The organism is Alteromonas sp. 4NS20-0143 (assembly GCF_057542855.1).
The window spans coordinates 810,767-837,407 of the sequence record NZ_BAAJLR010000001.1; the positions used below are offsets into that span (position 1 = coordinate 810,767).

Sequence of the window (26,641 nt, forward strand, 5' to 3'; positions counted from 1 at the left end):
TGGTATTTGAAATGAGTGAATAGAATAAAAAGATTGATGCACTGAGGGGTTGAAAGCATTGTTCGACTTAAATCGATTCACACCCGTTTCATATCCACATGAGGGATATCATCTTCCAAATACATAGGCGATATAGAAACAAAACCAAAGCTTTCATAGAAAGACAGCAGATACTCCTGTGCGCCTATTTCAATGGCTTCATTAGGCCACAGCATTTCGCACTCTGCTATCGCTTTATTAACTAACGTTTTACCCGCCCCTTTGCCGCGAACGTCTTTATGCGTTGCAATTCGCCCAATACTGACTGACGGAAAGCTAACACCCTTAGACAGCAGTCTCGCACAAGCGACTAAGATACCATCAACAAACCCCATAAGGTGCCGAGTATCAGGGTGCCTGTCTTTTTCGTCAAGTTCAGGGTACGGACAGGTTTGCTCTACCACAAACACATCAACTCTCAACTTTAACAAGTCGAAGAGTTGATTAGTCGTTAGTTCATTGAAAGAACACAGTTGCCAAGTAATGACCAAACCAGTTACCACGTTAAATCATCAGGGATTTCGTAGTCAGCATACCAGTCATCTTCTGCTTCATCTTTACCGTCTGTACCGCTCTTATCTAAATCGGCACGGTAAACAATAACGCTATCGTCGCGCTGGGCTATTTTATCCGCCACAGGCGTCGGCACTAGCTCATACGCATCATCAAGTAACACGACGGTTAAACGACCCTTTGTCACCTGGCGATGAATGTCTGCGCTCACGTACATACGCTTTACTACATTATCGTGGGTAAAGTTGAGCACCGTATCGCCTTTGCGCGCTTGCTTATTAGTTTCAATAAGCTGTTTAACCTGAGCGACAATCGAGCGTTTCTCTCGTTCGTTTTGCTGAAGCTGGTTCAGCTCTCGCGAACGTTCCTTTTTCTCTTCTGCTGCTTTTTGAGCAGCCAGAGTGGCTTCATCCACTACTGGCTTCTTCTGTTTCTGCTTTTTGCGCTTTTCAGCACGGGCTTTTTTAGCCGTGCCTTTGTCCGCTAATCCCGCTTTCAAAAGTTGGTCTTGTAAAGAGGCCATATTTCGTTCAATTACCTATTTAGTTACTTCTTTTTGGCTTTAGATTTTGCCGCTGGCTTCTTTGCAGCTGGCTTTTTCGGTGCCTGCTCTTGCCACTTGCCGTTCTCATACCACGCCGACCATCCAGTCGCTTTGCCCTCTGCATTCTCACTCATCACGTACTGTTGCTTTGTCTTACGACTGTATCGAACAATAGTCTCGTTTCCGTCTGAATCTTTAGCTGGCGCATCGGCAAGATAATAGAACTTAGGCGAAATACGGTCTCTAAAGCGAGCAAGTTCGTGAACTTTAGGCGCACGGGTCTCTCTGGACTTAGGGAAATTGTGGGCCGCTAAGAAAATACCTGAAGCACCATCACGCAGCATAAAGTGTGCGTCGGTTTTCTCGCATGGAAGTTCCGGTAAATCCACTGGATCTTCTTTAGGTGGAGCTGCTTCACCATTTCGAAGTAGTTTACGGGTGTTTTTGCATTCTTCGTTAGTACAACCAAAGTATTTGCCAAATCGACCGTTTTTCAGCTCCATATCACTGCTGCATTTATCGCATTCAATGATAGGGCCGTCGTACCCTTTTATTTTAAAGGTACCGGTTTCAACAACTGTTCCGTCACAGGTAGGCGTGTTACCACACACGTGTAACTTTCTCGTCTCATCCACGAGATAGCTGTCCATCGCTGTGCCGCACTTAGCGCAACGTTTTTTAGAGCGCAGTGCTTCGGTTTCTAGCTCTTCTTCGTCATCAACCTTCACCACCTCATCACCCGATGTTAGGTTCATGGTGTTGGTACAGCGTTCCTTAGGTGGCAGGTTGTAGCCTGAACACCCTAAAAAGACCCCTGTGGAGGCAGTCCTAACGTTCATTTCACGGCCGCACTTCTCGCACTCTATGCCAGCAGGAATAGCCTGGTTTAGGCGCATACCACCGTCTTCTGGATCTTTTTCAGCGTTTAATAATTGACCGTAGAAGTCACTGTAAAAGTCGTTAAGTACGTCTTTCCAATTTTTATTGCCTTCGGCGATATCATCTAAGTGCTGCTCCATATTCGCGGTAAAGTCGAAGCTCATTAAATCGTCGAAGTTTTCCATCAAACGATCGTTCACTATCTCGCCCATTTTTTCAGCGTAGAAGCGTTTATTATCCAGTCTTACATAACCGCGATCTTGAATGGTTGAGATAATACTGGCGTAAGTCGAAGGACGGCCAATTCCACGCTTTTCAAGCTCTTTTACCAAGGAAGCTTCGTTAAAGCGAGCTACAGGCTTAGTGAAATGCTGCTTAGGATCTAATTCGTTTAGCGTAAGTGAATCGCCCTTTTGCACGTCAGGTAGCAATAATTCATCGTCACCTTTTTTGCGCAACTGAGGCTGAACACGTGTCCAACCGTCAAATTTAAGCACTCGGCCTTTTGCGGTGAGTTCATAATCCGCCGCAACCACTTTAATCGTTGTTGCATCGTATTTAGCAGGCGTCATCTGACAGGCTAAGAATTGACGCCAAATTAGCTCGTAAAGACGCTGAGCATCACGCTCCATATCGCCTAGACTTGCCGCACTTATGGTCACGTTTGAAGGACGAATAGCTTCGTGAGCCTCTTGTGCACCCTCTTTACTGCCGTAGCGTATGGCAGAATCGGGGAGATATTTATCACCGAAATTATCGGTAATATAAGCCCTTGCACTTTCAACCGCTTCTTGGCTTAAGTTGGTTGAGTCAGTACGCATATACGTGATGTATCCAGCCTCATAAAGACGCTGAGCCATCATCATCGTTTTCTTAACGCCAAAGCCTAGACGAGTGCTCGCCGCCTGCTGAAGGGTTGATGTAATAAATGGTGCAGAGGGACGGCTTGACGTAGGCTTAGACTCACGACTTTCAACGGTGTAATCGGCACCTTTTAAATCGGCTAATGCCTTATCTGCATCGTCTTTATTTTTTGGCTTAAATGCACTGCCCTGATACTTGGCCACAAGCATTTTTAGCGCGGCTTGTTCCTTGCTGGTAAGGTCTGCGTGAATATCCCAAAACTCTTCGGGGACAAACGCTTTAATCTCTCGCTCACGCTCTACCACCAAACGCACTGCAACAGACTGAACGCGCCCTGCAGACAATCCTCGGGCTACTTTTTTCCAAAGTAGAGGCGATACCATAAAACCAACGACTCTATCGAGGAACCGTCGTGCTTGCTGCGCATTAACACGAGAGATATTAAGCTCACCAGGCGCAGAGAACGCATCCTGAATGGCATTTTTTGTAATTTCGTTAAACACCACACGCTGGTAGGTTTTGCCTTTGCTGCCGAGTAATTCCTGTAGATGCCAGGCAATGGCCTCTCCTTCTCGGTCCAAATCCGTTGCGAGGTAGATGGTGTCGGCATCTTTAGCCAACTTCTTTAGTTCGTTAACAACTTTTTCTTTACCTTGCAGCACTTGATAATGAGCATGCCAATTTTTTTCAGGATCGACGCCCATTCTGTCTACAAGTTTTAAATATTCATGGCGGCGAAGGTATTCTTGACGTGCTTCGTCGCTGTATGTTTTGAGTTCTTTTGCCGGTTTTTTAGGCTCTACGTTACCTAAAGCCTTCGTTGGAAGATCCCGAACATGGCCAACCGAACTTTTTACGATAAAATCTTTACCAAGATATTTATTTATCGTTTTCGCTTTGGCTGGTGACTCGACTATGACCAGTGATTTTGCCATATAATTGAACTAAACCTATTGATTTTAAATGACTTCTTACGTCAAATACCGAAAATTGATGCAACCTTGCACTATATATAGGGTGCCCGCTCTTTTTTAACATATATCTACAAAGTGAATGGAAAACAAGATCTTCTTCATACTTATTCTTCCACTTGCTTCAATCTCACACAAAAACTGTACAAGAAATAAGCAGCGCGATTGGCAAAGCCTTTAAAAGCCGTATAATGCCAGCCATTCCACTAACACCACTGCGCCCTGTTACAGGTTAAATGCGCATTGGTGGTAAAAAAAGCGCGATTGTTGAACGCCTTGCTGAATGCCTAGAACTATACAGCGTAGCGTTCAAATGCCCAAACACCAAATAGAGGGAAAGTATGAAGCAATTTGAAGTGAATTTTGATGGCCTTGTTGGCCCAACCCACAATTACGCCGGCCTATCATTCGGTAATGTTGCTTCTCTCAACAATGCCAATGCAGTGAGTAGTCCAAAGCAGGCTGCTAAACAGGGATTGGCCAAAGCGAAAGCGCTGTCGGACATGGGAATGATGCAAGGCGTGTTGGCTCCGCAAGAACGACCTGACATTAACGCGCTACGTCGATTAGGCTTCACCGGCACAGATGCGAGGGTACTAGAAAGCGCTGCAAAGCAATCTCGCGAGATATTTTTAGCATGTTGCTCTGCCAGTAGCATGTGGACAGCAAATGCCGCCACTGTGTCTCCTAGTGCCGATACAGCGGACGGACGGGTGCATTTCACCCCTGCAAACTTAACAAACAAGTTTCACAGGTCGTTAGAACCTCAAGTCACAGGCAATATTTTGCGCGGTACGTTTGCAAACGATACCTACTTTGCCCATCACCAACATCTGCCTGACAATGAACATTTTGGCGATGAAGGTGCAGCAAACCATACCCGTTTGTGCAGCGATTATAACGAAGCGGGTGTTGAGTTATTTGTTTACGGTAGACATGCCTTTGACCCCTCAAAGCCTGCACCAACAAAATACCCCGCTAGACAAACACTGGAAGCGTGTCAAGCGGTAGCTCGTTTACATGGTTTGCGTGACGAAGGTGTTGTGTATATGCAGCAAAACCCTGATGTTATTGATCAAGGTGTATTTCACAACGATGTTATCGCGGTAGGTAACCAAAACGTACTGTTCTTCCATGAACAAGCGTTTCATGAAAAAGAGAAAGGGTTTGCCGAATTACAGCGTAAGTTTGGTGAAAAGCCACTGCACTTCATTGAAGTGCCTACGGCACAAGTGTCAGTGCAAGACGCAGTGAAAACCTACTTGTTTAATACGCAAATCATTACTCTGCCAAATGGTGAAATGACGATTATTGCGCCTACGGACTGTGCTGAGAACGATTCTGTTAAAGCCTATTTAGACAACCTTGTCACTCTGGGTACGCCTATAAAGTCGGTTAACTATTTTGATGTTAAACAAAGCATGCGAAACGGTGGCGGCCCGGCGTGTTTACGCTTGCGCGTAGCAATGAGTGAAGATGAGCTAAACGGTGTTAATCAGTCTACTCTGATCAACGACACCCAATTTGCTCGCCTAAATGCGTGGATTGATAAGCATTATCGCGATGAATTAAGTGAAGATGACTTGAGAGATCCGCAGTTACTTATCGAATCTCGCACTGCACTTGATGAACTTACACAGCTGCTTCAAATAGGCTCGGTTTATCCGTTTCAGCAGGGGTAATAGCCTATTAAATGCGCTTTAGCGTAAGTAGCTTTCACAGCATATTAAAAAGCCGGCAATGAAGCCGGCTTTTTATTGTTAACTAGTGTCTCACTACCAATCTAATGGCATTACGGAGTCACCTCAGTACATTGGTCTGTTACGCCAAACGGATTAGCCGGCGGGGATGAACCTTCATCAGTTACATCATCAGCAGAAATGCTCAATGTGTAATGCATCGATGCTTTAGCTTCACTACCTGTCGATTGACCGAATACAGAAATAACCGCATCGTACCAAACCGCATAGCTTGCAGGATAACGATACTCTAGCTCCGCATAGCCATTCTCATCAGTCACCGAGTCCACCGCAAATGTGATTGTGCCAACCGAACCTGGCGTTAACATATCGTCGCCATTGGTATCCTCGTCGCGAGGCGTAGTGTCTAAAATACCGTTGTCATTCACATCTTCAGTTTCACAGTTTTGATTGACGATAGCCTGCCAAATGGATTCATCGTCGTTGTAAAACCAAAAGCCGGTACGATACTCGCCGCCATCCACAAATTTAACAGGGGTAACAGATGCAGTAAGCTCTACGCCGCTAACAGGCTGACCCACAGAGTCTGACACAAATACGCTGAAGCGTTTTAAGTAGGTTGTTGAAGTAGGCTCTTCCAACTCGTTACCGGTACCGATCGAGATATCAAAAGCACGGTTACCAACGGTTAAAACAACATCGTCTTCTATTGCCGGATCATCAGCAACGAATGCTGTAATAACCACCGCGTCAGGCGTAGAAACAGACCCTGACGTAAATACAGTAGTCGCAATGCCTTTACTGTCTGTTGTTGCTTGTGAAGGTGAAACAAAACCGGTTGAAACGTCTGACACCGAGAAATTAATCACACTGTTTTTCACCAAATTGCCATCTACATCTCTCACAACAGCGCTTATAGTACTGGTTTGACCGTCTGGACCCAATAAATCCGGTGACGCATCAGCAATTAACGTGTGTGGAGTGGTAGCAACAAACTCAATTTGCGTGAGCGCAGAAACAAGCACATCGCCATTCACGTCTGTCGCCGTTGCCGTGATAGATGATATGCCGGCATTGGTTGAGCTTATGCTAATTGTAGCCTCACCGTTTGCATCGGTTGCCACCGTTGATGCACCGTTTATTACACCGCGTGAAGCACTAAACGTAATGTCTTCGCCAACGACGGGTGAATTGTTCTGACGCCACTGCACTGTAATCGACTGCTGCTGGCCTACAGGCACTTCTTCAGTAGGGAGATTGACGAAGTTAAATTCATCTTGCTGTACTTGCACAGTAAACGTAGCACTGGCATTAAGCGCGGTCGCCGTAATTGTATTTTCCCCTGACTCTGATGCGGTATAGGATACCGTTGCCTGGCCTGTAGAGCCGGTGTTCACCTCAGAGGTGCCAAGTGTACCGCCGCTGGCTTCAAGCTGGACAGATTGATTCAGTATTGATGTGCCATCAGAGTCTTGAACGCGAATGGTGTAATTTACCGTATCATTTAAAATAACTGATGATGCACCGTTTACCGTTACTTCCGTTCCATCAATTTCGATAGACACGTTTTCTGGGCTAAGGGAACCTGCTTGTGCTGAAACCGTGACAATGCGATTAGCGGCATTGTTTCGAGTAGATAATAGTGCACGGGCGGTACCATCTGCCGCTGTAGTAGTTTGAATAAGCTGTAATTCAACGCCATCTGCGCTCGGCGCTGAAAAGCTCACTTCCACGCCTTCCATCAGCACACTTTGCTCGTTTTTAACCAGTGCGATTAACTCAACTTCATCGCTACCGCTTGATGCTAGTTGAATACTGTCTGCAAAAAGCTCTAACGAGGCAGGCTCTTCACTGACACTTGTGCGCCCTTGAGAACTAAACGTTGTAGAACCAGACTCGCCCGTTGGTAAGGTAACAGTTACTTCTCCATCGCCAGATAAATCGCTTACCGTTATACCAATGGAAGCAATACCGTTTTCATCTGTTAATGCAGTTGCCGTGTCATTTGAAAACTCTGCTAGGTCACTGTTGCTCAGTGAGAACGTAAGCAATACGTCGTCTTGTGGATTCCCATCAGCGTCAGTCACCGTTGCAACTGCGGTAAGTGCGTTATTAGTAGAAAGCTCATTGTCTTCTTCGCCATCACTGTTTTGCAATGTCAGTGTTACGGACGATTCTGTTGACCCGGTTGCTGCGGCTGTTGCCGAAAATGTCGTCGTTCCCGTCTCCCCAGTATTTAAACTGGCGGTGATTTGACCGTCGCCCGACGCGGTGCTGGCATTAAGGCCTATACGCGCGACCCCGCTGTCATTGGTGCGGGCGGTGCCTGTATCATTAGCAAAGGTTGCCAGCGCGGCATTGTCCAGCGCAAAAGTCACTAAGCTATCAGACAGTGCATTACCGTCTTGATCGGTGACTGTGGCTACCACGGTGAGGCTGTTGTTTTCTGATAAGTTGTTATCGCCTTCACCATTGGCATTTTCAAGGGCAAGAGACACCGTGTAGGTCGGTGTAGTCGTCCCACCGTTGCCATTTCCAGCACCATTGTCCGTGTCGTCTCTAGAGACGGAACCGCCTCCCCCACATGCTGTTAGCATAAATATTGCGCTAAATAAGCTTAGCGTCTTCGCTAATGTCCGCATAATTCGTTCCTGAACCTCTATTAATGGCAATTGCGTCGTTTTTTATGTTTAAAAATCAAATGAATCTGGCACACTACGTGAGACTAAAAAAGTATAATAATGCACAGGGAACTTTCATGTCTCAATCTGCACACAAGTATAGTTTAACCGCTCGCATCTTTATCGGCATGGCAACCGGTATCTTGACAGGCGTGTTACTCCAATTATTGTTTGATGATAGCGGAGATTTCACATTTTCGATATTCGGTTTAGAACTCTCTACGTATAACATTCTTGTAGAAGGTATATTTTCAACTTTAGGCCAAATATTCATTGCCAGCTTAAAAATGCTGGTGGTGCCATTGGTATTCGTTTCACTAATATGTGGAACTAGCACACTGTCAGACCCCAGTAAGTTAGGTCGGTTAGGCGCAAAGTCTGTCGGACTTTATGTTGTCACAACCGCCATAGCAATAACACTGGCTATGAGTATAGCGTTAATTGTTGCACCAGGCGACGGGCTAAATTTAGCGACTGAAACCACGTTCCAGGCAAAAGAAGCACCGAGCCTGTCAGACGTTATCGTCAACATGTTCCCCAGTAATCCTATCAATTCTATGGCACAAGGGAATATGCTGCAAATAATTGTTTTTGCAGTGCTATTTGGTATAGCAATGGCAATGACGGGGAATGCAGGTAAACGACTTACCGCCGTATTTGAAGATATCAACACAGTAATAATGCGCTTGGTGACTATTATTATGAACCTAGCACCCTATGGTGTGTATGTGTTGATGGCAAAGCTGTTCTCAACCATTGGCGGCGATACCATTCTCAGCCTTGCCAAGTACTTTTTCTTGGTATTTGGCGTGCTTATTCTTCACGGTTTGGTGACCTACTCGGTACTGCTCAAGGTACTTGCTGGACTAAACCCACTTATATTACTTAAGAAAATGCGCGATGCCGCCCTGTTCGCCTTTAGTACATCAAGCAGCAGTGCAACCCTGCCTGTGACTATGGAAACGGCAAAGAACAAGTTAGGGGTGGGTAACTCGGTGTCTTCATTTACCTTACCTTTAGGCGCAACCATTAATATGGACGGCACCGCTATTATGCAGGGTGTTGCCACGGTATTTATTGCTCAGGTTTACGCTGTCGACTTAAGCTTAGGCGATTACATGATGGTTGTGTTAACCGCCACATTGGCGTCAATCGGTACTGCAGGTGTGCCAGGTGTTGGTCTCATTATGCTTGCCATGGTGCTTCAGCAAGTCAACTTACCCGTTGAGGGAATTGCCCTTATTATCGGTGTAGACAGACTGCTTGATATGACCCGTACTGCCGTTAACATTACTGGCGATTGCATGGTGTCCTGTGTTGTCGCTAAAAGCGAAGGCGCGTTAGATGAAGATATATTTAACGACCCTAACGCGGGTGAAAAACAAGAAGACGTAGACTTTGAGCACTTCGACCGCAACAAATAATGGCAAGGTGAGATAAAACGTCATGGCAAGAATAACTTAGGCGTTTGTCTTGTCTTTATCCCATACATAAAAAGGTAGCTTATACGCTACCTTTTTTATTGGGCTTTCATATCAAACCCTATTCGCTTCAATACGTTTACCCTGCTTCAATGCGTTCACCCTGCTTCAATACGGTAACCCTGCTTCAATGCGTTCACCCTGCTTCAATACGGTAACCCTGCTTCAATACGGTCACCCGTATGTCCTCAACGCCGCATAGTCATGATGCTGGCAACGAATAACGCACCCGCAATGATACTGGCGGTCATCTTGGGGTACTTATTAGCGATCATATTAGTTTTCTTATTAGTGCTCTTATTAGTGCTCTTATTAGTAGCAGGGCAATTAATGAAGCGCTGAGGACGGTGATATTTTTACCGCCTTTTGGGCTGGGTACAGCGTAGCCAACACACATAATGTTAAGGCCACAGTGATTGTTATGCCAACGTCTCCCCAGTGTAGCTCAGACGGTAAAAAGTCAATAAAGTAGATATCGCCTGAGAGCACCTCAATACCTAAAGCGTTTTCTATAAACAGCACGATTGCAGACAAGTTAGGTGCGACTAACAACGCTAATAAGACACCTGTTGTGATACCCACCACCCCATTAATGATCCCTTGTAAGATAAAAATAGTCCGTATCAGCGAATCTGTAGCGCCCATTGTCTTTAAAATTGCAATGGCGGCTTGTTTTTCCCTTACTGCCATCACCAGAGAAGACACAATATTAAAGCAGGCAACACCAATCACAAGCACAAGGGCGATGTAAACCACTGCCCTTACCAGTTGAATATCGTTGTACAGGTGCCCCTGAGTGCGAGTCCAATCAGACATATACACGGCTTGTGGGTAGCTATAGCCTATCTCTCGCATAATCTCATTGGCAGAGTACGCATCGTTAAACGTGAATTGCATGCCCTGAGCCTTTGACGTTATTTCGGCCGCATTCGATGCCATATCAAGGTGCATCAACCCTACTAGGTTGTCCAACTCTCCACCTATAGATAAAAACCCACTCACCGTCAGGGTAATTGTTTTAGGCGCTTTAAACGTTAGGTCATTCGTTGCTACAGGAACTAATACCTGCACGGCATCGCCTGGCTGCACGCCAAGCTTTTCAGCAATACCTTGACCAATTAACACCCCTTTATCGTTGGCTTGAAACGATAACCACTGAGGCTGTGATACCCGTTCTTCAAAATGCTGCTGATTGTCTTTTGCAATAATACCCGTTAGTTCTATTGCTTTTAGCTCTCCCTTGTATTGCAACATTCCTGTTAGCTTTGTATAGGGCGTAACCCGCGCTATTCTCTCGTCTTGCTCCAAACGATAGCGCTGGGCGTCAAGGTTATCGATTCCTCTCTTATCAACGCTGTAAAGCTCTCCGTGGGGAATAACACTGAGTATTCTATTAGTGAGCTCTTTTTCAAATCCGTTCATAACACTTAATAGCAATATAAGTACAAAACAACCAAGCGCTATACCTACCGTTGACGACATAGAGATAAAGGAAATAAAGCGCTGCTGCGAGCGCGTTTTACGAAACTGCCTTGCAAGTTCTAATGCGAACATTATGACTGCATCCCAACAGCGTCAGACTGAACCAGCTTTCCATCTTTAATACGCAGTACTCTATCCATTCTGTTTGCTAGCGCTAAATCGTGGGTTACCACCACAAATGCGGTGTGCTTTTTCTCACTTAACGAGGTTAGCAGCTTATATATTTGCTCACCCGTGCTGTCGTCTAAATTACCGGTGGGCTCATCGGCCAGCACAACGGAAGGCTCTGTCACAAGCGCTCGGGCAATTGCAACCCGCTGACGTTCACCGCCAGAGAGGGCCGCAGGCAGATGAGAGATACGGTGTGATAAGCCAACTTCTTCAAGCATGGCTTTGGCTTTATCTTGGGCTGCCTTTGCTGAAAGCCCTCTTATTCTTAGAGGCATAGCCACATTTTCTAGTGCCGAAAATTCACCCAGTAAGTGATGAAACTGGTAAATGAACCCCATCTCTTCGTTGCGTAACGCAGCAAGAGTATTCGCGTTTAGGGAGGATAAGGTTTTGCCTTTAAATTGTACTTCCCCACTGCTTGGCTTATCGAGCCCACCAAGCAAATGAAGCAAGGTACTTTTGCCTGAGCCTGAGCTACCTAAAATGGCAACATGCTCACCGGCTTTAATTGACAGTGATATGTCTTGAAGAACGGGAGTTTCATTACTGCCGTCGTGATAACTTTTATGAATGTTGTGGCAACAAAGCACGTCCTGCATGCGGTTTTTCTTCTCTATTTATCCGTGTGCGAATGGTAGCGTTAAACACTACCAACACCAAATAGAAAATAACAGGGGCATGTTATTTTGGCGGTTTATACTTTTTCTTGTTAAAAACCCGTTATTTAAGCGCTCTGTTGTACACTTTCTGCAAGGCTTTCTACTGATTGTGGTTTTCCATATAGCCAACCCTGACCGAAACCAACGGACAGGTTGCGCAGTTCACTGGCCTGTTCACTGTTTTCTACGCCTTCAGCAATTAACTTAATTTCAAGGCCGTTGGCAATACCAACAATGTGAGGAATAAGGGATGAACGAATACTGTTCTCTTCCATTTCCATAACAAAGCTTCTATCAATTTTTAAGAAATCGCAGTTCATCGTCTTCAACTGACTAAGATTTGAGTAGCCTACACCAAAATCATCAATAGCAAACAGGAACCCTTTACTCTTCAATGATTTAATATGCTTGATGGCACTGTGCGTTGAAATTTGCTCATCTTCAGTAATTTCCAGCACTAGCTTAAAATCTTTTGTATTGAGTGTAAGTGCAAAATCGAGATCGAGGCAGTAGTCTTGGTTAAAATCCATGGGAAATAAGTTAAATGAAACCTTAAACCCTTTAGGAATACCCTCACAGTTAGTAAGTTCAAGCATAGATTTTTTGATCATGTCTTCTGTGAACTCTCGGGTAATTCCTAGCGCTTTAATTTGTGGAATAAACTCATCAGGATAAATCGCGCCTAATTCATCCTCAAAGCGACTTAACACCTCACAGCCAATAACCTCTCCGGTATCAAGGTCTACAAAGGGCTGATACACGCAATAAAAACTAGATTTTGCCAAGCCTCTTTTTATTCTCGACTCAAGAGAATGTTTATGGCGAAGGTAGTTAAACGTAAACATATGAGAAAACGCTGCAGTCATTAGCATGATAAGAAACAAAAGAAACAGCTTGCCAATATGTAGCTCGAATAAACGATTCATATCCGGCTTTACTTTTAGGCAGGTGAGATAATAAACGTCATGGCATAGAGTAAAATCTAAAGACAGACGTGAGCTGTCTGACAATTCATGTTCAGCGATGGAACTTTCAATCAGCGTTTCGTTACCCGCCATGTGGTAAAACTTATCGCCGTTGTAAAAAAGCTGCCAGTCTTGAGAGCGACTGAAACCTATGGTGCTCTCCATGTCGAGAACGGCATTGTAACGGCCTCTTCTAACAATAGTGCCAGCCGCTTTTTCGTCGAATAGCGCAAGAGGAGTATTTATCCAGAAGATGTCGTCTTGCACCGTCACAAAATCAGGCTCAGCATCGGAAAAGGGCACATCAAGAATACCTAAGTAGGTACTACAACTTAGCGCATCGTTTTCATAAAACCCTATTTCTTTGACGAAGCGAGAGCGAAACAAAACTTTTCTCATCTCAAAAAGGTGAGCATCGTCGCAGACCAAAAAAGGTAAATCATTGACTCTGTCAAGAGTAGCCGCGGCATCTTGAAACACCATACCCACGCCATCTAAGATGCCTACGGCACGCTTTTCTTCCTGCGATCTCACGAATGAAAACATAAGCAGCATAAGAAGGAATGTGACCATTACAACACTGAGTAAAGCGACAAGCGTCGCTTTCGCTTTATCAGCGAGAATATAATTATTGGTGGTTTCCTGAGGCATTCGAGAACATGTGTTTAATAGTGTTAGACCGTATAAAGAGTAAACTATTTTGCAAAAAAAACACTTGGACTTTCGTTCAAATACAACGAGGGAAATTATGGATGTAGACTGGTGGTGATTGTAAAAGCTGAGAAAAACAGATGGGATGAAATGTGTTGAAGTATAAGGACCATTGATGGCGGAGCGGACGGGACTCGAACCCGCGACCCCCGGCGTGACAGGCCGGTATTCTAACCAACTGAACTACCGCTCCACACAATGGGCTTACAAATATAACGTTAGCTTTACTTCAATGCATAACTTGCAGTTAATGGCGGAGCGGACGGGACTCGAACCCGCGACCCCCGGCGTGACAGGCCGGTATTCTAACCAACTGAACTACCGCTCCACATAACCGAGCTTACATTGTAAAACTAAATAATAACTAAATGGCGGAGCGGACGGGACTCGAACCCGCGACCCCCGGCGTGACAGGCCGGTATTCTAACCAACTGAACTACCGCTCCGAAGACCTTTTAGTTATTTCATTGAAAGTGGCGGAGCGGACGGGACTCGAACCCGCGACCCCCGGCGTGACAGGCCGGTATTCTAACCAACTGAACTACCGCTCCACAATCTCAATGTTATCAGTGAGTTAAAAAGGTTGCTGTAACCCTGTGCCCTCACTGCGGCGCAGATAATACGTATTCCCCAATGTGGAGTCAATGCTTTTTATTAATAAAATTGTCATCTGCAGTTTGTTTGCCTGTTAAATAAACACAATGTCGAAATAAAATCCAAGATGGGCAATTTTACGCCATGAGTGAGAACTACAGGCCTAGCTTTCATCCTGTTTTTTCTTTTTAAACATCGCAAACAATTTCTTTATCCCTTTAGGGCTGTCATCTAGGGTCAGATTAGACTCATCAGCAGCATTGTCTTTCGCTTTTTTCTTAAGCCCTGCTTTTGATGGCTTAGCCTTTCCACTACTTCCCTTTTTTCGTTTTAAGATAATAATAACAGCGACAATAAGGCCAATGAGAATGATTGAACCGTTAATGGCGATGATCAGAAGCGTCAGTGTGGCAGAATCCATATCGCCCTCAGACGACTGTTCGGTATCAAGGGGCATTTCAGTGTTGCTGGTAACCAATGGGGCGCTTCCATCTACAATAGGGTCTTCGCCGTACACGAGAGGGTCTTCTACCTCAGGCTCTGCAGGGCCCTGACCTAAAAAGGTGTATTCTGGTACATCGAGAATAAAGTCTCGGCCATCGGTAGTGGTGCCATAAGCCGTAAGCTTTATGCGAAATACGCCTTTTTCATAAGCAACAATCTGGTATTCCCTTGCGTCTGGTCCGCCTTCGGTAAGGGAAAAATTTTGTGTATCCCCATTGGGAAAGCGCACCTTTCCATCTACTAACAAGGAATCAATTTGCACGAGCTCTCGGTCTACATCAATAAGCAGGTTATGGTAGCCGGAATCGTTTTCATTCATTACCACCGAAATGTCTACGGGGTTTTCATGCAGTACGATTGGCAAGCCCTCTTGCTCGCGAGTCATCATTGGCGTTGCGACAGAAAAAACGGGTTTCCACTCTCCAGACGCTATTTTTAAATTGAACTGGCCGGTGAAAATACCATCTCCAGGCCGCTCATCCATACCTAGGCCATCGTCTTCAAACGTGGCAACTAACTCGTCTACTGCGCCAAAGTTGTTGTAGTTTGCATTATTGGTGCTTATAAATTCTATTTCCACATCCACAACGTTTCTAAATTCGTTGTTTTTTATTTCTTCTCCACCATTTGTGAGATAGGCCGTAGACTTTAAAATCTCGCCAGAAAAAAGAATGTTTGGAAGTGGGTCGGCGGTTAGCTCTATATCAGAAACAACCATTATTCGGCTTTCTGGCAGCACTTGCCCTACTGCTTGCCACGGGCCGGGGACAGGGTTTTTAATTGTGATCATGTCGAAGGAATCGGAATCGAACCACTCAACTTTTTCTTCGTCTACCCTTCCTTGAAATAACTTAGAGCCATCGGGGCGAACCAGCACTACGGGTGCAGAACCGTATTTGCGAAAGAACACCATGGTGATTTCTTCAACATTGTAGTCCACACGAAAACGATTCTTCAGCAATTCTATGGAATTGGTGTAATCATCTCCAAGCTCAGAGATAACAGAGGTGTCTACCGACTGCTTTGTATCTTCCTCTGGCGTTACCGCACCATCAGCAGTTTGTAGTGCAAAATCTTGCTGCTCCCGCAACGATTGTGAAGACGCGTTTGTACACCATGTGCCCAAAAGGACAATTACGCAATAAATCCACACTCTCACGTTGCTATGCTCCTGCATTTAATTATGTCGGCTATCTACAGCTGGCTCGTTTTGATCACTGAGGTCGCCATATACAGCTACCACCCGCTTCCTGGACAATATTCAGGCGAGCTTCATGCTGTTCTAATTCATCGGCGCTGGCCTTGATAACCTTTAATTTATTTGCCGAACGCTCGATACGACGAAGTGCTGTAGCATCTGCATCACTGGTGCCGCTAGACGCCAATTTCAGTTTGGTCTGCCCACCTGTCATCAACAGGTAAACATCGGCAAGAATTTCGGCATCGAGCAATGCACCGTGCAACGTTCGATGACTGTTATCTATACCGTAACGCTTACACAAAGCATCAAGATTATTTTTCTGCCCTGGGTGCATTTTTCTGGCAAGAGTGAGCGTATCCAACACATCGCAGATTTTATTGGTAACCACACCTTTAGTTCGCGCTTCCATTTTGAATTCATGGTCCATGAACCCAACGTCAAAGGGCGCGTTGTGAATCACCAACTGTGCACCTTTGATAAAATTCACGAAATCATTCGCCACAGTTGAAAACACCGGTTTATCTGCCAGAAATTCATTGGTAATACCATGTACTTCTATCGCTTCTTGCTCTATGTGACGACCGGGGTTGATGTAAGCGTGAAAGTGATTACCGGTTAAACGACGGTTTACGACTTCAACACAGCCAATTTCAATGATTCTATGGCCTTCTTTAGGGTCAATACCCGTCGTCTCAGTATCTAAAACAATTTGGCGCATACATCCTCTGCTATTAATGTGTTTCTATTTTTTGATAGTATATCAAGGCCTTCACTACAGGCTAAGGGAAATAGTTAAAATAAATGTATCAGTACCTTATAAAAGAGCTAACAACAGCCGAATAAAAGCTGTAGGCGCCTAACACATAAAGGATACTTCTTGCCAAAAGCTGCGTTTACCAATGCTGCAATAAGCGAGTGCGTGAATAAAAAGCTGCAGTTACAAAGCGTGCGGTGAAAACATATGGGAAAAGAAGACATGACACAGAAAACCATAGATATTTTTACCGATGGCTCCTGTCTAGGTAATCCAGGGCCAGGGGGATATGGCGCCGTACTTATCTATAAAGGTCATAGGAAAGAATTAAGCGATGGCTTTGCGCATACCACCAACAATAGAATGGAGCTACTGGCTCCCATTGAAGCACTAAACTCTTTAACAGAAACCTGCAAAGTGGAACTCACCACCGATAGCCAATATGTTAAAAATGGGATTAATCAGTGGATCCATAACTGGCGCAAAAACGGCTGGAAAACATCAGACAAAAAACCTGTGAAAAATGCAGATTTATGGAAGCGTCTAGACGAAGCAGTGAAAAAACATTCCGTTAATTGGCACTGGGTGAAGGGACATTCAGGACACCCAGAAAATGAACGATGCGACGTATTAGCAAGAACTGCGGCTGAATCTAAGCCAACGAAACCAGACGATGGCTTCGTTGCCAAATAGACTGCTTTAGGTTCAATTTACCAAGACACCACTATCTTGCCCTTTGTATCATTGCTTTCTAAACGAGCATGGGGCTTACTTATGTCTTTAATGTTGTAATGCGTGTCTAAATTCACCATCAGCTCACCTGTTTCAAACGCTGGCAAACAAACTGTGGCAAAGTCACTAATAAGATTTGCTTTGTACCCATCGCTGCGATTGCGAAGAGTCGTTCCCGTGATAGTGGCGCGTTTACCGAGTAATAGTGCCATATCTAAATTATCAGCATAGCGCCCGGCTAACATGGCAAGGTTAACGATAATGCCATCTTGTTTTATTACGCTGAGGTTTTTATTGAGATAGTCTCCCCCAACCATATCAAGCACCATATCAATGCCTTCAGGCCATTCCCGTTTAATTTCATCGGCAAATGATTGTGTTTTATAGTTTATCAGTAGCTCTGCCCCATTCTCTTGGCACAATTTCAACTTTTCCTGAGCTGACGCCGTCACTGCACTGTGTACCCCCCAATAGCGACATAGCTGTGTAGCGGCCAGACCCACTCCGCTCGCGCCTCCATGGATAAGGGCATGCTGAGCGGGCTTCACATGAGCTATGGTTCGCAAACATTGAAAGGCGGTTAAAAAGACCTCAGCAAGCCCCGCTGCTTCAACAAAAGGCATGCCTTCAGGAATAGCCATTAAATGGGAAGGGTTAACGATAGCTTCTGTTGCGTATCCACCACCGGCGACGAGTCCAAACACGCGATCACCCTCTTTTACATTGGTGATGCCTGATGCCACTTCCGTTACCGTACCTGCAACTTCTAATCCTAGTATTGGGCTTTCTCCCGGTGGAGCCGGGTAGTGTCCTTGACGTTGTAACGTATCTGCGCGATTAACGCCAAAAGCGTTTACCGCCACTCTAACCATTCCATCGGGCAGTTCATAGGACTCTCTTTCTTTTACAACGAGTTCTGATGGCGAACATCCTTTTTCAAAGTCTACGTAATACATTTTGCTCTCCTGTCGGTAACCGCATTTGCGGATGTGACTTGTTTACGGGACTGCCAAGGTTAAAGTTTAGTAAGCGCTTGGCCTGCTGGCGTTGTCATCTCAATTTTTTTCACAACAGATACCAACACAAAGTAAGCTAAATTTCGGTATAATATTGCTTGCGTGGTCGTTCGAGTGGTCGTTGCGTAGTTATTCGCGGAAGCACCCATGTGGCTTTCCACGCATTTTCATCCTCTTTAAACCGTTTTATATCTACTTTATTTAGTAAGAGAGCCTTCATGTCAGCACAAGTCATCCTTCAGCCCAATCGAGATAAATCGTTGCGTCGGCGCCACCCGTGGATTTTTGAAAGCGCGGTAGCTGAAGTAAAAGGTCGAGCAAAGCTTGGCGATACGGTAGATGTTTTCGACTCTGAAGGTGAATGGTTAGGACGCGGGGCTTATTCTCCAGAATCGAAAATTCGAATTCGTATGTGGACATTTAAAAAAGATGAAAGCATCGACAACGGCTTTTTTATGCGCAAATTAGAAACTGCACTAGCCCTTCGTAAACGCTTATTCAATCCCGCAACAACTAACGCGTTTAGATGGATAGCGTCAGAGAGTGATGGCCTGCCTGGCATTACTATCGACTTATACGACAACGTGGCCGTGGTTCAACTGCTCAGTGCTGGTGGAGAAAAACACAGAAGCAAAATAGTGTGGGCAATTACTAAACTACTTCCTGATGTGCATATCTATGAGCGCAGCGATGTAGATGTGCGCAAAAAAGAAGGGCTAGAGCCAGTGATGGGCGTATTACACGGTACACCGCCTAGCCAAGTTACCGTTTTAGAAAACGGCCTCAAGATTGTTGTTGATATTGAAAATGGCCACAAAACAGGGTTCTACCTCGACCAAAGAGACAGCCGAGCTGCCGCCGGCTATTATGCAAAAGACGCCGACGTATTAAACTGCTTTAGTTATACCGGCACCTTTTCATGTTATGCGCTTAAAGGTGGTGCAAATTCAGTTACCAACGTCGATGTGTCTCAACCCGCTTTAGACTTAGCAAAACACCACGTTACTATTAACGAACTTGACGAAGATAAAGCGCAATACATCAATAAAGACGTTTTTAAAGCATTACGAGAGTATCAAAGTGAAGGAAAACAGTTTGATATGGTTATTCTCGACCCACCAAAGTTTGTCGATAACAAGGCTACTCTCAATCGCGCTGCCCGTGGTTACAAAGACATTAATATGTACGGCATTCATGCGGTGAGATCAGGGGGGCTTCTACTGACGTTTAGTTGCTCTGGCTTGATGCCTGCAGATCTATTTCAAAAGATTGTTGCCGATGCCGCCCTTGATGCAGGTCGTACCATAAAGATTATTGCTAGGCTTAATCAAGCCTCTGACCACCCTATCATTGGTAGCTACCCTGAAGGATATTACTTGAAAGGCCTGGTTTGTGAGGTCACTGACGACTAGCGTAAAACGCGCTAGTCGTCTAACTTGACAAGCGTTTGCAAACGCTTGTCAAACGCCACTAAATTGTGTGAGGAAGCAGTTGTATGAGGTAGCTGTTGGCACTACGAAGGTTATGGTTTACCTTACGCTACTTTTACCTTAAAGTGCCACCTGAGACATACCACTGTCACTCTCAGGCTTTTCCTCTAGCTTTCTCCACACCATTTCGTGAAAGTAAAAAGCCACCGTATTCACTGCTGGCTCAACGAGTGCCACCAGACCACCAACAACCATACTGCCCGTTAGTAAATAGGCAACGGTAAATGCTACCGCAAAGTGCATAATGGCGAATGTTATTGTCTTTTTCACAATGAGCTCCTCAAATTCGCTTCAATTGGTTTCACTTAATTCGTGATAATTTATCGTAATGAGAATTATTATCAATTGCAAGCTAGATTACTAATTCTTTTTCTATAACAAAGTAATCGCTTTTTTAAATCCAGACATAAAAAAACGGCGTAAGACCCAAAGTGACCTACGCCGTTTTTAAATATCAAATAATAGCCCACAGCTGTTGCGTGACAGCAGTACGTACAAGCAGCGCCTATACGCCTCTCGCTATGCGGTGCCAGATTCGTGCTACCTAATTCGCACTATTTCATTTGCGTAATTTCGACACCGATAATGCAGCTTGAATCGGTTTCCGGTTCACATCGCACTACATTAGCAAGGGCTGCTAGTGATGGTATTTGTGAACTAGAGGATTCTATAGCAACACTAATCTGCGTTCCCACCTCAATAGCAGGTTCATCAACTTCTAAAGACATGCCCGTTGCGCTTATATCCCTACACATCGCCTGCATCGTGCGGCTAGACTCATCGTCTGTAACCTGTAACTGACACGGCGAGTTGACCATCATCCTGAAAAAATTACGCTTATCGTCGTATCCTAGCATGCCTACTTCCTCTGATTTTTAGCTCACGCTTACTACCCTCTTTCTGTTATAGATTGAGGATAATCACTTGTCAAACCAAGCGATTAAATTACGTACAATTATGTGTACATACAGTGTGTAATAGCAAGAATTAAAAATCGTCTAAGAACAAGGAAATACGTTTTGCCGATATGGGATACGCAGTACCAAGCTGTTGTGCGAATAAAGATACTCTTAGCTCTTCAATCATCCACCGCGCGTCATCAAGGGCCTCTGGTACCTTTCCCTTCGGGTATTTACTGCGAGCCTTCTCCCATTCTTTAATACTCTTTTCAATGGTCAGTTGATGCATTCTGTCTTTATTAGGATCGATGGGCAGTTTTTCCAACCTACGTGAGAGGCCTTTTATATATCGGTTCCAATCCTCTAGCCTTCCCTCACCAATTTGCGAGGCAAACCCAGGATAGACCAACGACGCTAAGTGAGACTTACAATCGCCTAATGCGTTAATCATCGTCAGTGGCACATTGCCCTTCATTTGCTTTTGACATTGATGGGCAAGCGTAAGCCCCTGCTCTACTTGCTTAGCAATATCGAGCACTCTGTCATTAATGTCAGCCCTGACTTTATCAACACAGGCTTCAAAGTCTGCCTTATTTCTAATATCAGTATTATGCGCTTTGCAATAGTCAGACACCAAGGCATCGATCCCCGCAAAAATACAGTCATCGATGAGCGCTTTAACATGACCAAAAGGATTAAAGTAAAGACCCAGCTTTGCTTTATTCGGCAGCTTATTTTGTAAGTAATTCAATGGAGAAGGCATGGCGTTTTTAATTAAAACGTTAACGCCTTGTCGATGTTCAAGTACGGCCTTATCGGCTTCATCAACAAGGGCAATATCTACTTTGTCCCCCCGTCTTACCAGCGCTGGAAATGCCTGTACTTCAAAGCCACCCACCTTTTGCACAAAGGTTTCAGGAATGCTTTCAAAATCCCACTGCTCAATATCATTTCGTTCTAAATCAGGGGTAGCCGCTTTCTCGAACGTCTTTTGCACTTGTCCTGCACACTGCTGTTTCAGAGCGTGCAAATCGTCACCAACCGCAATATTTTCGTTGTTGTCATTGGTCACAGCAAAATGCATCTTTAAATGCTTGTCTAGCTGATCGAAATTCCAATCCTCTGGCTCAATCACAACCCCTGTCATTTTGCGCAATTTATCAGCCACTGCATCTACCATCACCACAGGGCGATTGTTTTTGTCAGTTTCACTGATATCGGCAAGGCAAGCATCTGCAAAATTAGGCGCAGGAACAAAGTTTCGACGCAAACGTTTGGGCAAGGTTTTTATCATTCCCACAATAAGCTCGTGCCTTAACCCCGGTACTAACCAATCAAAACCAACATCATCAACTTGGTTAAGTACGGGCAGCGGAATAAGAACAGTGACACCATCATCTTCAGCGTTCGGTTCAAAGTTATAACGAAGAGGCAGCGTGACGTTACCTTGTCGCCAAATATCAGGAAACGCATTGGCGACCGACTGCCCTGGCTGTTGACGATAGACATCCTCTTCACTAAACGTGAGGTTTTCATTACTACCGTGCTGCTTAAACCACTTTTTAAAGGCAGCGTCGTTATTTGCCTCAATGGGAACACGCTGAGCATAAAAATGTGCAAGCTCTTCATCGTCGACCAGCAAATCTCGGCGTCGAGTTTTTTGCTCAAATTCGTCTGCCTGCTCAAGCAATGCTTGGTTTTCCTGCAGAAATTGATAATTGATTTTCGTATTGCCCGCCACCAGCGCTTCGCGAATAAATAGCTCATGGCAAATAGCGGGGTCGATAAGGCTGTACACTTTCGCTCGTTTCATCACAATTGGCAGCCCAAAAAGCGTTACCTTTTCAAAGGCAATAACAGCGCCTCTCTTTTTGGACCAGTGGGGCTCTGAATAGCTACTTTGCGTCACGTGCGTGGCAAGGGGCTCTATCCAAGACGGCTCGATTTTGGCAACCATACGGCCAAACAGCTTTGATGTTTCTACTAGCTCCGCCGCCATTATCCATTTAGGTTGTGCTTTCGACAAACCCGAGCCTGGAAAGATCATGAACTTGGTATTTCGAGAGCCTAAATACTCTCTGTCTTTGTCCTTGAAGCCCAAATGAGAAAGAAGACCACTGGCAATTGCTTGGTGGATAGCTTGATAGTCGGCCTCTTGACTGCTGATCCCAAACCCTAATTCGGCAATGGATTTTTTCAGTTGGCTGACAATGTCCTGCCACTCTCTCATACGCAGGTAATTGATAAACCGAGTTTTACACCATTTCCTAAGCTGGTTTTGAGTAAGGTTATTTTGCTGCTCTTTAAAACCTAACCACAGGTTAAGAAGGCTAATAAAATCTGAGTCTTTATCTGCAAACTCACTGTGACTCTCATCCGCTTGTTGACGCTTTTCTTGTGGCCGCTCTCGTGGGTCTTGTATAGAAAGGCCTGCAGCGATAACCATGACTTCGCTAAGCGCGTTGGTACTGTCTGCTTCAATAACCATTCGCGCATAGCGAGGGTCGATAGGAAGTCGCGCAATGCTTCTTCCCATTTTCGTCAGCTGCATCTTGTCTTTGTGTTTTGCAATTGCTTGAATTTCTTCTAGCAGCCTAAAGCCGTCATTGATATTGCGGTTATCTGGGGGCTGTACAAAGGGAAAAGCGGCAATATCCCCTAAACCTAAGGCCAGCATTTGCAAAATGACTGACGCTAAGTTGGTTCGCAATATTTCTGGGTCCGTAAACTCCGGGCGGCCCAAGTAATCGTCTTCACTGTACAGTCTAATACAGATACCGTCAGATACACGACCGCAGCGCCCTGCCCGTTGATTCGCCGATGCTTGAGAAATTGGCTCTATGGGTAATCGCTGCACTTTACTGCGGGCGCTATAGCGAGAAATACGTGCAAAGCCAGGGTCAATAACATATTTAATGCCGGGCACAGTAAGAGAGGTTTCCGCTACGTTGGTAGCGAGTACAATCCGCCGACCGCTGTGAGACTGGAATATTCGATTTTGCTCTGAAGCCGATAAGCGCGCATAAAGGGGAACCACTTCGGTGTTGCGGTAATGTTGTTTACTCAGGGCATCTTGAGTGTCGCGTATTTCCCGCTCACCGCTGAGAAACACCAATATATCACCTGGCGCTTCGCCCATAAGCTCATCGACAGCGTGGATAATTGCATCAGTTTGCTCCACTTCGTTGTCAGCGTCTTCATTGGAGCGATAGCGAACCTCAACAGGATATGTTCTGCCGCTTACCTCGATAATGGGCGCATTATTAAAGTGCTCAGAGAAGCGCTCAGGATCGATGGTTGCAGAGGTAATGATAAGCTTTAAATCTGGGCGTTTATCTAGCAGCTGACGTAAATACCCCAGTAGAAAGTCAATATTGAGGCTTCGCTCATGGGCTTCATCAATAATAATGGTGTCATACTGGTTTAAAAATCTGTCTTGCTGCATTTCAGCTAGCAGCATGCCGTCGGTCATCAGCTTTACATAGCTGCGTTCGCTGACTTGGTCGCTGAAGCGAATTTTAAACCCTACTTTTTCCCCAAGAGGCGTGTTCAATTCCTCAGCGATACGCGTAGCTACGCTTCGCGCGGCAAGTCGTCTTGGCTGCGTGTGAGCAATCATTCCGTCTACGCCGCGGCCTAACTCCAAACAAATTTTTGGCAGCTGTGTGGTCTTTCCTGAGCCGGTTTCACCTGCAACGATAACAACTTGGTTATTCGCAATGGCTTCTTTTATATCCCCTCTTTTGTCGCTGACGGGCAGCGGTGGATAGTCGACCTCGGGTAAATTGGCTTTTCGCTGGGCTTTTTTCTCGGCAGAGCGTGCAATGTCATTCTCTAGTTTTTCAAATTGCTGCCGCAGTTTTTCATTATTGTGTTCATTGCCTTTTGAAACGACCTTACCGTCAGATGCAGCCTTGGTTTCAGGAGCGGCTTTGCCGTCAGGTACAGTATTGGCTTTAGAAGAGGCCTTGGTTTCAGATGCTTTGGTTTCAGAAGCTTTGGTTTCAGAAGCTTTGAGGGCTTGAACGAGCTGAGTAAGACGTCGCTTCAATCGAAATTTATCAGCGGTAAGGCAAGCGTCAAGTTTTTGATAAAGCGGTTTTATTGCAATGGGTGAAGACAAAGTAACATCCTACGGAAAATGACTTTAGAGCGTTAAATTCAAATATTGGCAACTAGTACGGAGATTTAGCGCGACTGGGTTAACTCATCGCCCTGTGGTTCACTGAATCGAGGGAAACCAAAGCTAATTGCCGCTATCCCGAAAACGAAAATCAACATGGGATACCAACAATAAGGGGTAATGGCTAGGGGAGAAATCCCCACTACTGCCGCAGCACTAAGAAGCTGTGCGCCATAGGGCACGAGTCCCTGAAAGCTGCATGAAAAAATATCCAGTAACGAAGCAGTTCGGCGAGGATCAACTCCGTACTTTTCGTTCAAATCTTTGGCGATAGGCCCAGCGGTTACAATAGCAATGGTATTATTCGCAGTGGTTATATCTAAAAAGCTGACTAAACCTGCAATACTAAACTCAGCGCCTCTTTTAGTGGTGACGCGTCGTGTTAGCCTTTGTATTAGCCACGTAATACCGCCATTAGCATGCATTAACGCCACAATGCCGCCAATAGTGATAGCAATCATCGCTAAGTCCTGCATCCACCCCATTCCTTTTTGAATGCTTTGCATCATCGACAGTAAACTAAAACTATCTTGGGCAAGACCTACTATGCATGCACTGGCAATACCAATAGCCAGAACGCTGATAACGTTAAAACCACCAAGCGCAAAAGCTATAATGCACAAGTACGGTAAAATTCGCCAAAAATCATAGCTTTCTGCTTGCACAATTCCCGATGTATCCACATCAACAAATAAAAGCAAAATCATGGTCACGATGCACGCAGGTAGAGCAACCATCAGATTCGCGCGAAACTTATCTTTAAGCTGAACCCCTTGGGTTCTAGTTGCAGCAATAGTGGTGTCTGACACAAATGAGAGATTATCACCAAACATCGCTCCACCAACAACAATTCCCAGTGCCATTTCAATAGGAAGCCCGAGATTAGTAGCAAGGCCCGCGCCTATAGGCGATAGCGCGGTTATCGTTCCCATCGACGTACCCATTGCAAAAGAAATAAAACAACAAATTAGGAATAAGCCCGGCAAAATGAGTGACGACGGGACAAACTGCAGCGCCATGTTTACTGTTGCATCACGGGCACCAATATCAATCGTGACCGCATAGAACGCCCCCGCAAGGAGAAAGATGAGCACCAGCAGGATGATGTTCTTATCACCACCGCCTTTACAGAAGGTTTGGACTTTTTCAGAAAAGCTCACTTTTTCGTTCTTAGGGTTTAGACAAAGGCCGTATCCCGCGCTGATAAAAAACGCAACTAAAATAGGCATTGAAGTGATGTCATTGGTAGTCACACCGGTCACAACAACAAGAACAACGAAAAGAAGAATGGGCGTTAGCCCTATTGGATTTGGCGCGACAGAATTAGTTGGATGCACAGGAACTCGTTTATGTTTCGTCAAATTTCATTAGGTGGAGAGGATAAAAGGTTTTGATTATATTGCAAAAGAAAATTAAAAACCTGATGGGCTCTCAATTTATCACGCACGTGTTCTGTGCATTAAAAAAGTGACACGTCCAAATGAGGGTAGAAATACAAAGCTTAATGTAAACGCTGCTTCGAATTTTCACCGCGCCCAATGCATTTAAGGGGGCGCAATGAAAAAGAGGGAATTAGACAGATTGCAGTGTTACTTGGCGTGTTGACCT

The 26,641-nt window shown here is 45.1% G+C and carries 18 protein-coding genes and 4 tRNA genes; 4 read left to right on the plus strand and 18 right to left on the minus strand.

All coding sequences use genetic code 11. The features are described 5' to 3' along the window. Positions 1-77: 77 nt before the first annotated feature. From AC27HD_RS03435 to topA, 3 genes are read right to left on the minus strand one after another with little or no spacing between them, the layout of a single operon-like run. Positions 78-542 carry a GNAT family N-acetyltransferase gene (locus AC27HD_RS03435; RefSeq protein ID WP_235207815.1) on the minus strand — a complete coding sequence of 155 codons (465 nt, stop codon included), beginning with the start codon at positions 540-542 and terminating at the stop codon, positions 78-80. Next, positions 536-1,075 carry a DUF2058 domain-containing protein gene (locus AC27HD_RS03440; RefSeq protein WP_032095785.1) on the minus strand — a complete coding sequence of 180 codons (540 nt, stop codon included), beginning with the start codon at positions 1,073-1,075 and terminating at the stop codon, positions 536-538. Before AC27HD_RS03440 ends, AC27HD_RS03435 begins: the two co-directional genes overlap by 7 nt. Positions 1,076-1,098: 23 nt before the next feature. Beyond that, complete coding sequence (gene topA, locus AC27HD_RS03445) at positions 1,099-3,774, minus strand: type I DNA topoisomerase (RefSeq protein WP_487103790.1); 2,676 nt, start codon at positions 3,772-3,774, stop codon at positions 1,099-1,101. 377 nt (positions 3,775-4,151) lie between these two features. On the opposite strand from topA, the gene astB reads away from it, so the two are divergent. After that, positions 4,152-5,492: an N-succinylarginine dihydrolase gene (gene astB / locus AC27HD_RS03450; RefSeq protein ID WP_487103791.1), complete on the plus strand. Its 1,341-nt coding sequence runs from the start codon at positions 4,152-4,154 to the stop codon at positions 5,490-5,492. A 110-nt stretch (positions 5,493-5,602) separates the two neighbouring features. On the opposite strand, the gene AC27HD_RS03455 is transcribed toward astB, so the two are convergent. Then, positions 5,603-8,152 carry a beta strand repeat-containing protein gene (locus AC27HD_RS03455; RefSeq protein WP_487103792.1) on the minus strand — a complete coding sequence of 850 codons (2,550 nt, stop codon included), beginning with the start codon at positions 8,150-8,152 and terminating at the stop codon, positions 5,603-5,605. Positions 8,153-8,268: 116 nt separating this feature from the next. On the opposite strand from AC27HD_RS03455, the gene AC27HD_RS03460 reads away from it, so the two are divergent. Then, positions 8,269-9,615 carry a dicarboxylate/amino acid:cation symporter gene (locus tag AC27HD_RS03460; protein WP_032095781.1) on the plus strand — a complete coding sequence of 449 codons (1,347 nt, stop codon included), beginning with the start codon at positions 8,269-8,271 and terminating at the stop codon, positions 9,613-9,615. 384 nt (positions 9,616-9,999) lie between these two features. On the opposite strand, the gene AC27HD_RS03465 is transcribed toward AC27HD_RS03460, so the two are convergent. The 9 genes from AC27HD_RS03465 to dnaQ form a co-directional block, all read right to left on the minus strand. Next, a complete protein-coding gene (locus AC27HD_RS03465; protein ID WP_487103793.1) occupies positions 10,000-11,226 on the minus strand; it encodes a lipoprotein-releasing ABC transporter permease subunit in 1,227 nt (408 codons plus the stop codon). Next, positions 11,226-11,924, minus strand: coding sequence for a lipoprotein-releasing ABC transporter ATP-binding protein LolD (gene lolD, locus AC27HD_RS03470; RefSeq protein WP_032095779.1), 699 nt, complete (start codon positions 11,922-11,924; stop codon positions 11,226-11,228). The genes AC27HD_RS03465 and lolD overlap by 1 nt, the downstream gene beginning before the upstream one ends. 125 nt (positions 11,925-12,049) lie before the next feature. Next, positions 12,050-13,600 (minus strand): EAL domain-containing protein, encoded by a 1,551-nt coding sequence (locus AC27HD_RS03475; RefSeq protein ID WP_487103795.1) that lies wholly within the window; start codon positions 13,598-13,600, stop codon positions 12,050-12,052. A 176-nt stretch (positions 13,601-13,776) separates the two neighbouring features. Then, a tRNA-Asp gene (locus AC27HD_RS03480) sits at positions 13,777-13,853 on the minus strand. A gap of 58 nt (positions 13,854-13,911) precedes the next feature. Beyond that, positions 13,912-13,988 (minus strand) — tRNA-Asp (locus tag AC27HD_RS03485). A gap of 41 nt (positions 13,989-14,029) precedes the next feature. Further along, positions 14,030-14,106: transfer RNA gene (locus AC27HD_RS03490), tRNA-Asp, on the minus strand. A gap of 28 nt (positions 14,107-14,134) precedes the next feature. Continuing rightward, positions 14,135-14,211: transfer RNA gene (locus AC27HD_RS03495), tRNA-Asp, on the minus strand. 206 nt (positions 14,212-14,417) lie between these two features. Beyond that, the gene (locus AC27HD_RS03500) at positions 14,418-15,917 is read right to left on the minus strand and encodes a TIGR03503 family protein (protein ID WP_487103796.1); all 1,500 of its coding nucleotides are present in this window, start codon (positions 15,915-15,917) and stop codon (positions 14,418-14,420) included. A 55-nt stretch (positions 15,918-15,972) separates the two neighbouring features. Further along, on the minus strand, positions 15,973-16,677 hold the full coding sequence (gene dnaQ / locus AC27HD_RS03505; protein ID WP_032095776.1) for a DNA polymerase III subunit epsilon: 705 nt from the start codon (positions 16,675-16,677) through the stop codon (positions 15,973-15,975). A gap of 258 nt (positions 16,678-16,935) precedes the next feature. Between dnaQ and rnhA the strand changes: the two genes are divergently transcribed. After that, the gene (gene rnhA / locus AC27HD_RS03510; protein ID WP_032095875.1) at positions 16,936-17,406 is read left to right on the plus strand and encodes a ribonuclease HI; all 471 of its coding nucleotides are present in this window, start codon (positions 16,936-16,938) and stop codon (positions 17,404-17,406) included. Between the two features lie 17 nt (positions 17,407-17,423). Here the strand turns inward: rnhA and AC27HD_RS03515 are convergent, their stop codons facing one another. Further along, a complete protein-coding gene (locus AC27HD_RS03515) occupies positions 17,424-18,401 on the minus strand; it encodes an NAD(P)H-quinone oxidoreductase (protein ID WP_487103797.1) in 978 nt (325 codons plus the stop codon). A 278-nt stretch (positions 18,402-18,679) separates the two neighbouring features. On the opposite strand from AC27HD_RS03515, the gene AC27HD_RS03520 reads away from it, so the two are divergent. After that, positions 18,680-19,873 (plus strand): class I SAM-dependent rRNA methyltransferase, encoded by a 1,194-nt coding sequence (locus tag AC27HD_RS03520; RefSeq protein ID WP_487103799.1) that lies wholly within the window; start codon positions 18,680-18,682, stop codon positions 19,871-19,873. A gap of 138 nt (positions 19,874-20,011) precedes the next feature. Here AC27HD_RS03520 and AC27HD_RS03525 read toward each other — a convergent pair whose 3' ends face one another. The 4 genes from AC27HD_RS03525 to AC27HD_RS03540 all read right to left on the minus strand — a co-directional run bounded on the left by AC27HD_RS03525 (position 20,012) and on the right by AC27HD_RS03540 (position 26,370). After that, positions 20,012-20,221 carry a DUF2061 domain-containing protein gene (locus AC27HD_RS03525; RefSeq protein WP_487103801.1) on the minus strand — a complete coding sequence of 70 codons (210 nt, stop codon included), beginning with the start codon at positions 20,219-20,221 and terminating at the stop codon, positions 20,012-20,014. 284 nt (positions 20,222-20,505) lie between these two features. Next, a complete protein-coding gene (locus tag AC27HD_RS03530; RefSeq protein ID WP_032095772.1) occupies positions 20,506-20,808 on the minus strand; it encodes a PilZ domain-containing protein in 303 nt (100 codons plus the stop codon). A gap of 130 nt (positions 20,809-20,938) precedes the next feature. After that, positions 20,939-24,973: an ATP-dependent RNA helicase HrpA gene (gene hrpA, locus AC27HD_RS03535; protein WP_487103803.1), complete on the minus strand. Its 4,035-nt coding sequence runs from the start codon at positions 24,971-24,973 to the stop codon at positions 20,939-20,941. A 65-nt stretch (positions 24,974-25,038) separates the two neighbouring features. After that, positions 25,039-26,370 carry a Na+/H+ antiporter NhaC family protein gene (locus AC27HD_RS03540; RefSeq protein WP_032095770.1) on the minus strand — a complete coding sequence of 444 codons (1,332 nt, stop codon included), beginning with the start codon at positions 26,368-26,370 and terminating at the stop codon, positions 25,039-25,041. Between the last annotated feature and the right edge of the window lie 271 nt (positions 26,371-26,641).

Excerpts from the sequence above, each read along its gene's own strand:
- rnhA (WP_032095875.1), top strand. The coding sequence starts at position 16,936 with ATGACACAGAAAACCATAGATATTTTTACCGATGGCTCCTGTCTAGGT.
- AC27HD_RS03465 (WP_487103793.1), bottom strand. The coding sequence starts at position 11,226 with ATGTTCGCATTAGAACTTGCAAGGCAGTTTCGTAAAACGCGCTCGCAG.
- AC27HD_RS03460 (WP_032095781.1), top strand. The coding sequence starts at position 8,269 with ATGTCTCAATCTGCACACAAGTATAGTTTAACCGCTCGCATCTTTATC.
- topA (WP_487103790.1), bottom strand. The coding sequence starts at position 3,774 with ATGGCAAAATCACTGGTCATAGTCGAGTCACCAGCCAAAGCGAAAACG.
- AC27HD_RS03475 (WP_487103795.1), bottom strand. The coding sequence starts at position 13,600 with ATGCCTCAGGAAACCACCAATAATTATATTCTCGCTGATAAAGCGAAA.
- lolD (WP_032095779.1), bottom strand. The coding sequence starts at position 11,924 with ATGCAGGACGTGCTTTGTTGCCACAACATTCATAAAAGTTATCACGAC.
- AC27HD_RS03455 (WP_487103792.1), bottom strand. The coding sequence starts at position 8,152 with ATGCGGACATTAGCGAAGACGCTAAGCTTATTTAGCGCAATATTTATG.
- dnaQ (WP_032095776.1), bottom strand. The coding sequence starts at position 16,677 with ATGCGCCAAATTGTTTTAGATACTGAGACGACGGGTATTGACCCTAAA.
- AC27HD_RS03520 (WP_487103799.1), top strand. The coding sequence starts at position 18,680 with ATGTCAGCACAAGTCATCCTTCAGCCCAATCGAGATAAATCGTTGCGT.
- AC27HD_RS03530 (WP_032095772.1), bottom strand. The coding sequence starts at position 20,808 with ATGCTAGGATACGACGATAAGCGTAATTTTTTCAGGATGATGGTCAAC.
- astB (WP_487103791.1), top strand. The coding sequence starts at position 4,152 with ATGAAGCAATTTGAAGTGAATTTTGATGGCCTTGTTGGCCCAACCCAC.
- AC27HD_RS03440 (WP_032095785.1), bottom strand. The coding sequence starts at position 1,075 with ATGGCCTCTTTACAAGACCAACTTTTGAAAGCGGGATTAGCGGACAAA.
- AC27HD_RS03515 (WP_487103797.1), bottom strand. The coding sequence starts at position 18,401 with ATGTATTACGTAGACTTTGAAAAAGGATGTTCGCCATCAGAACTCGTT.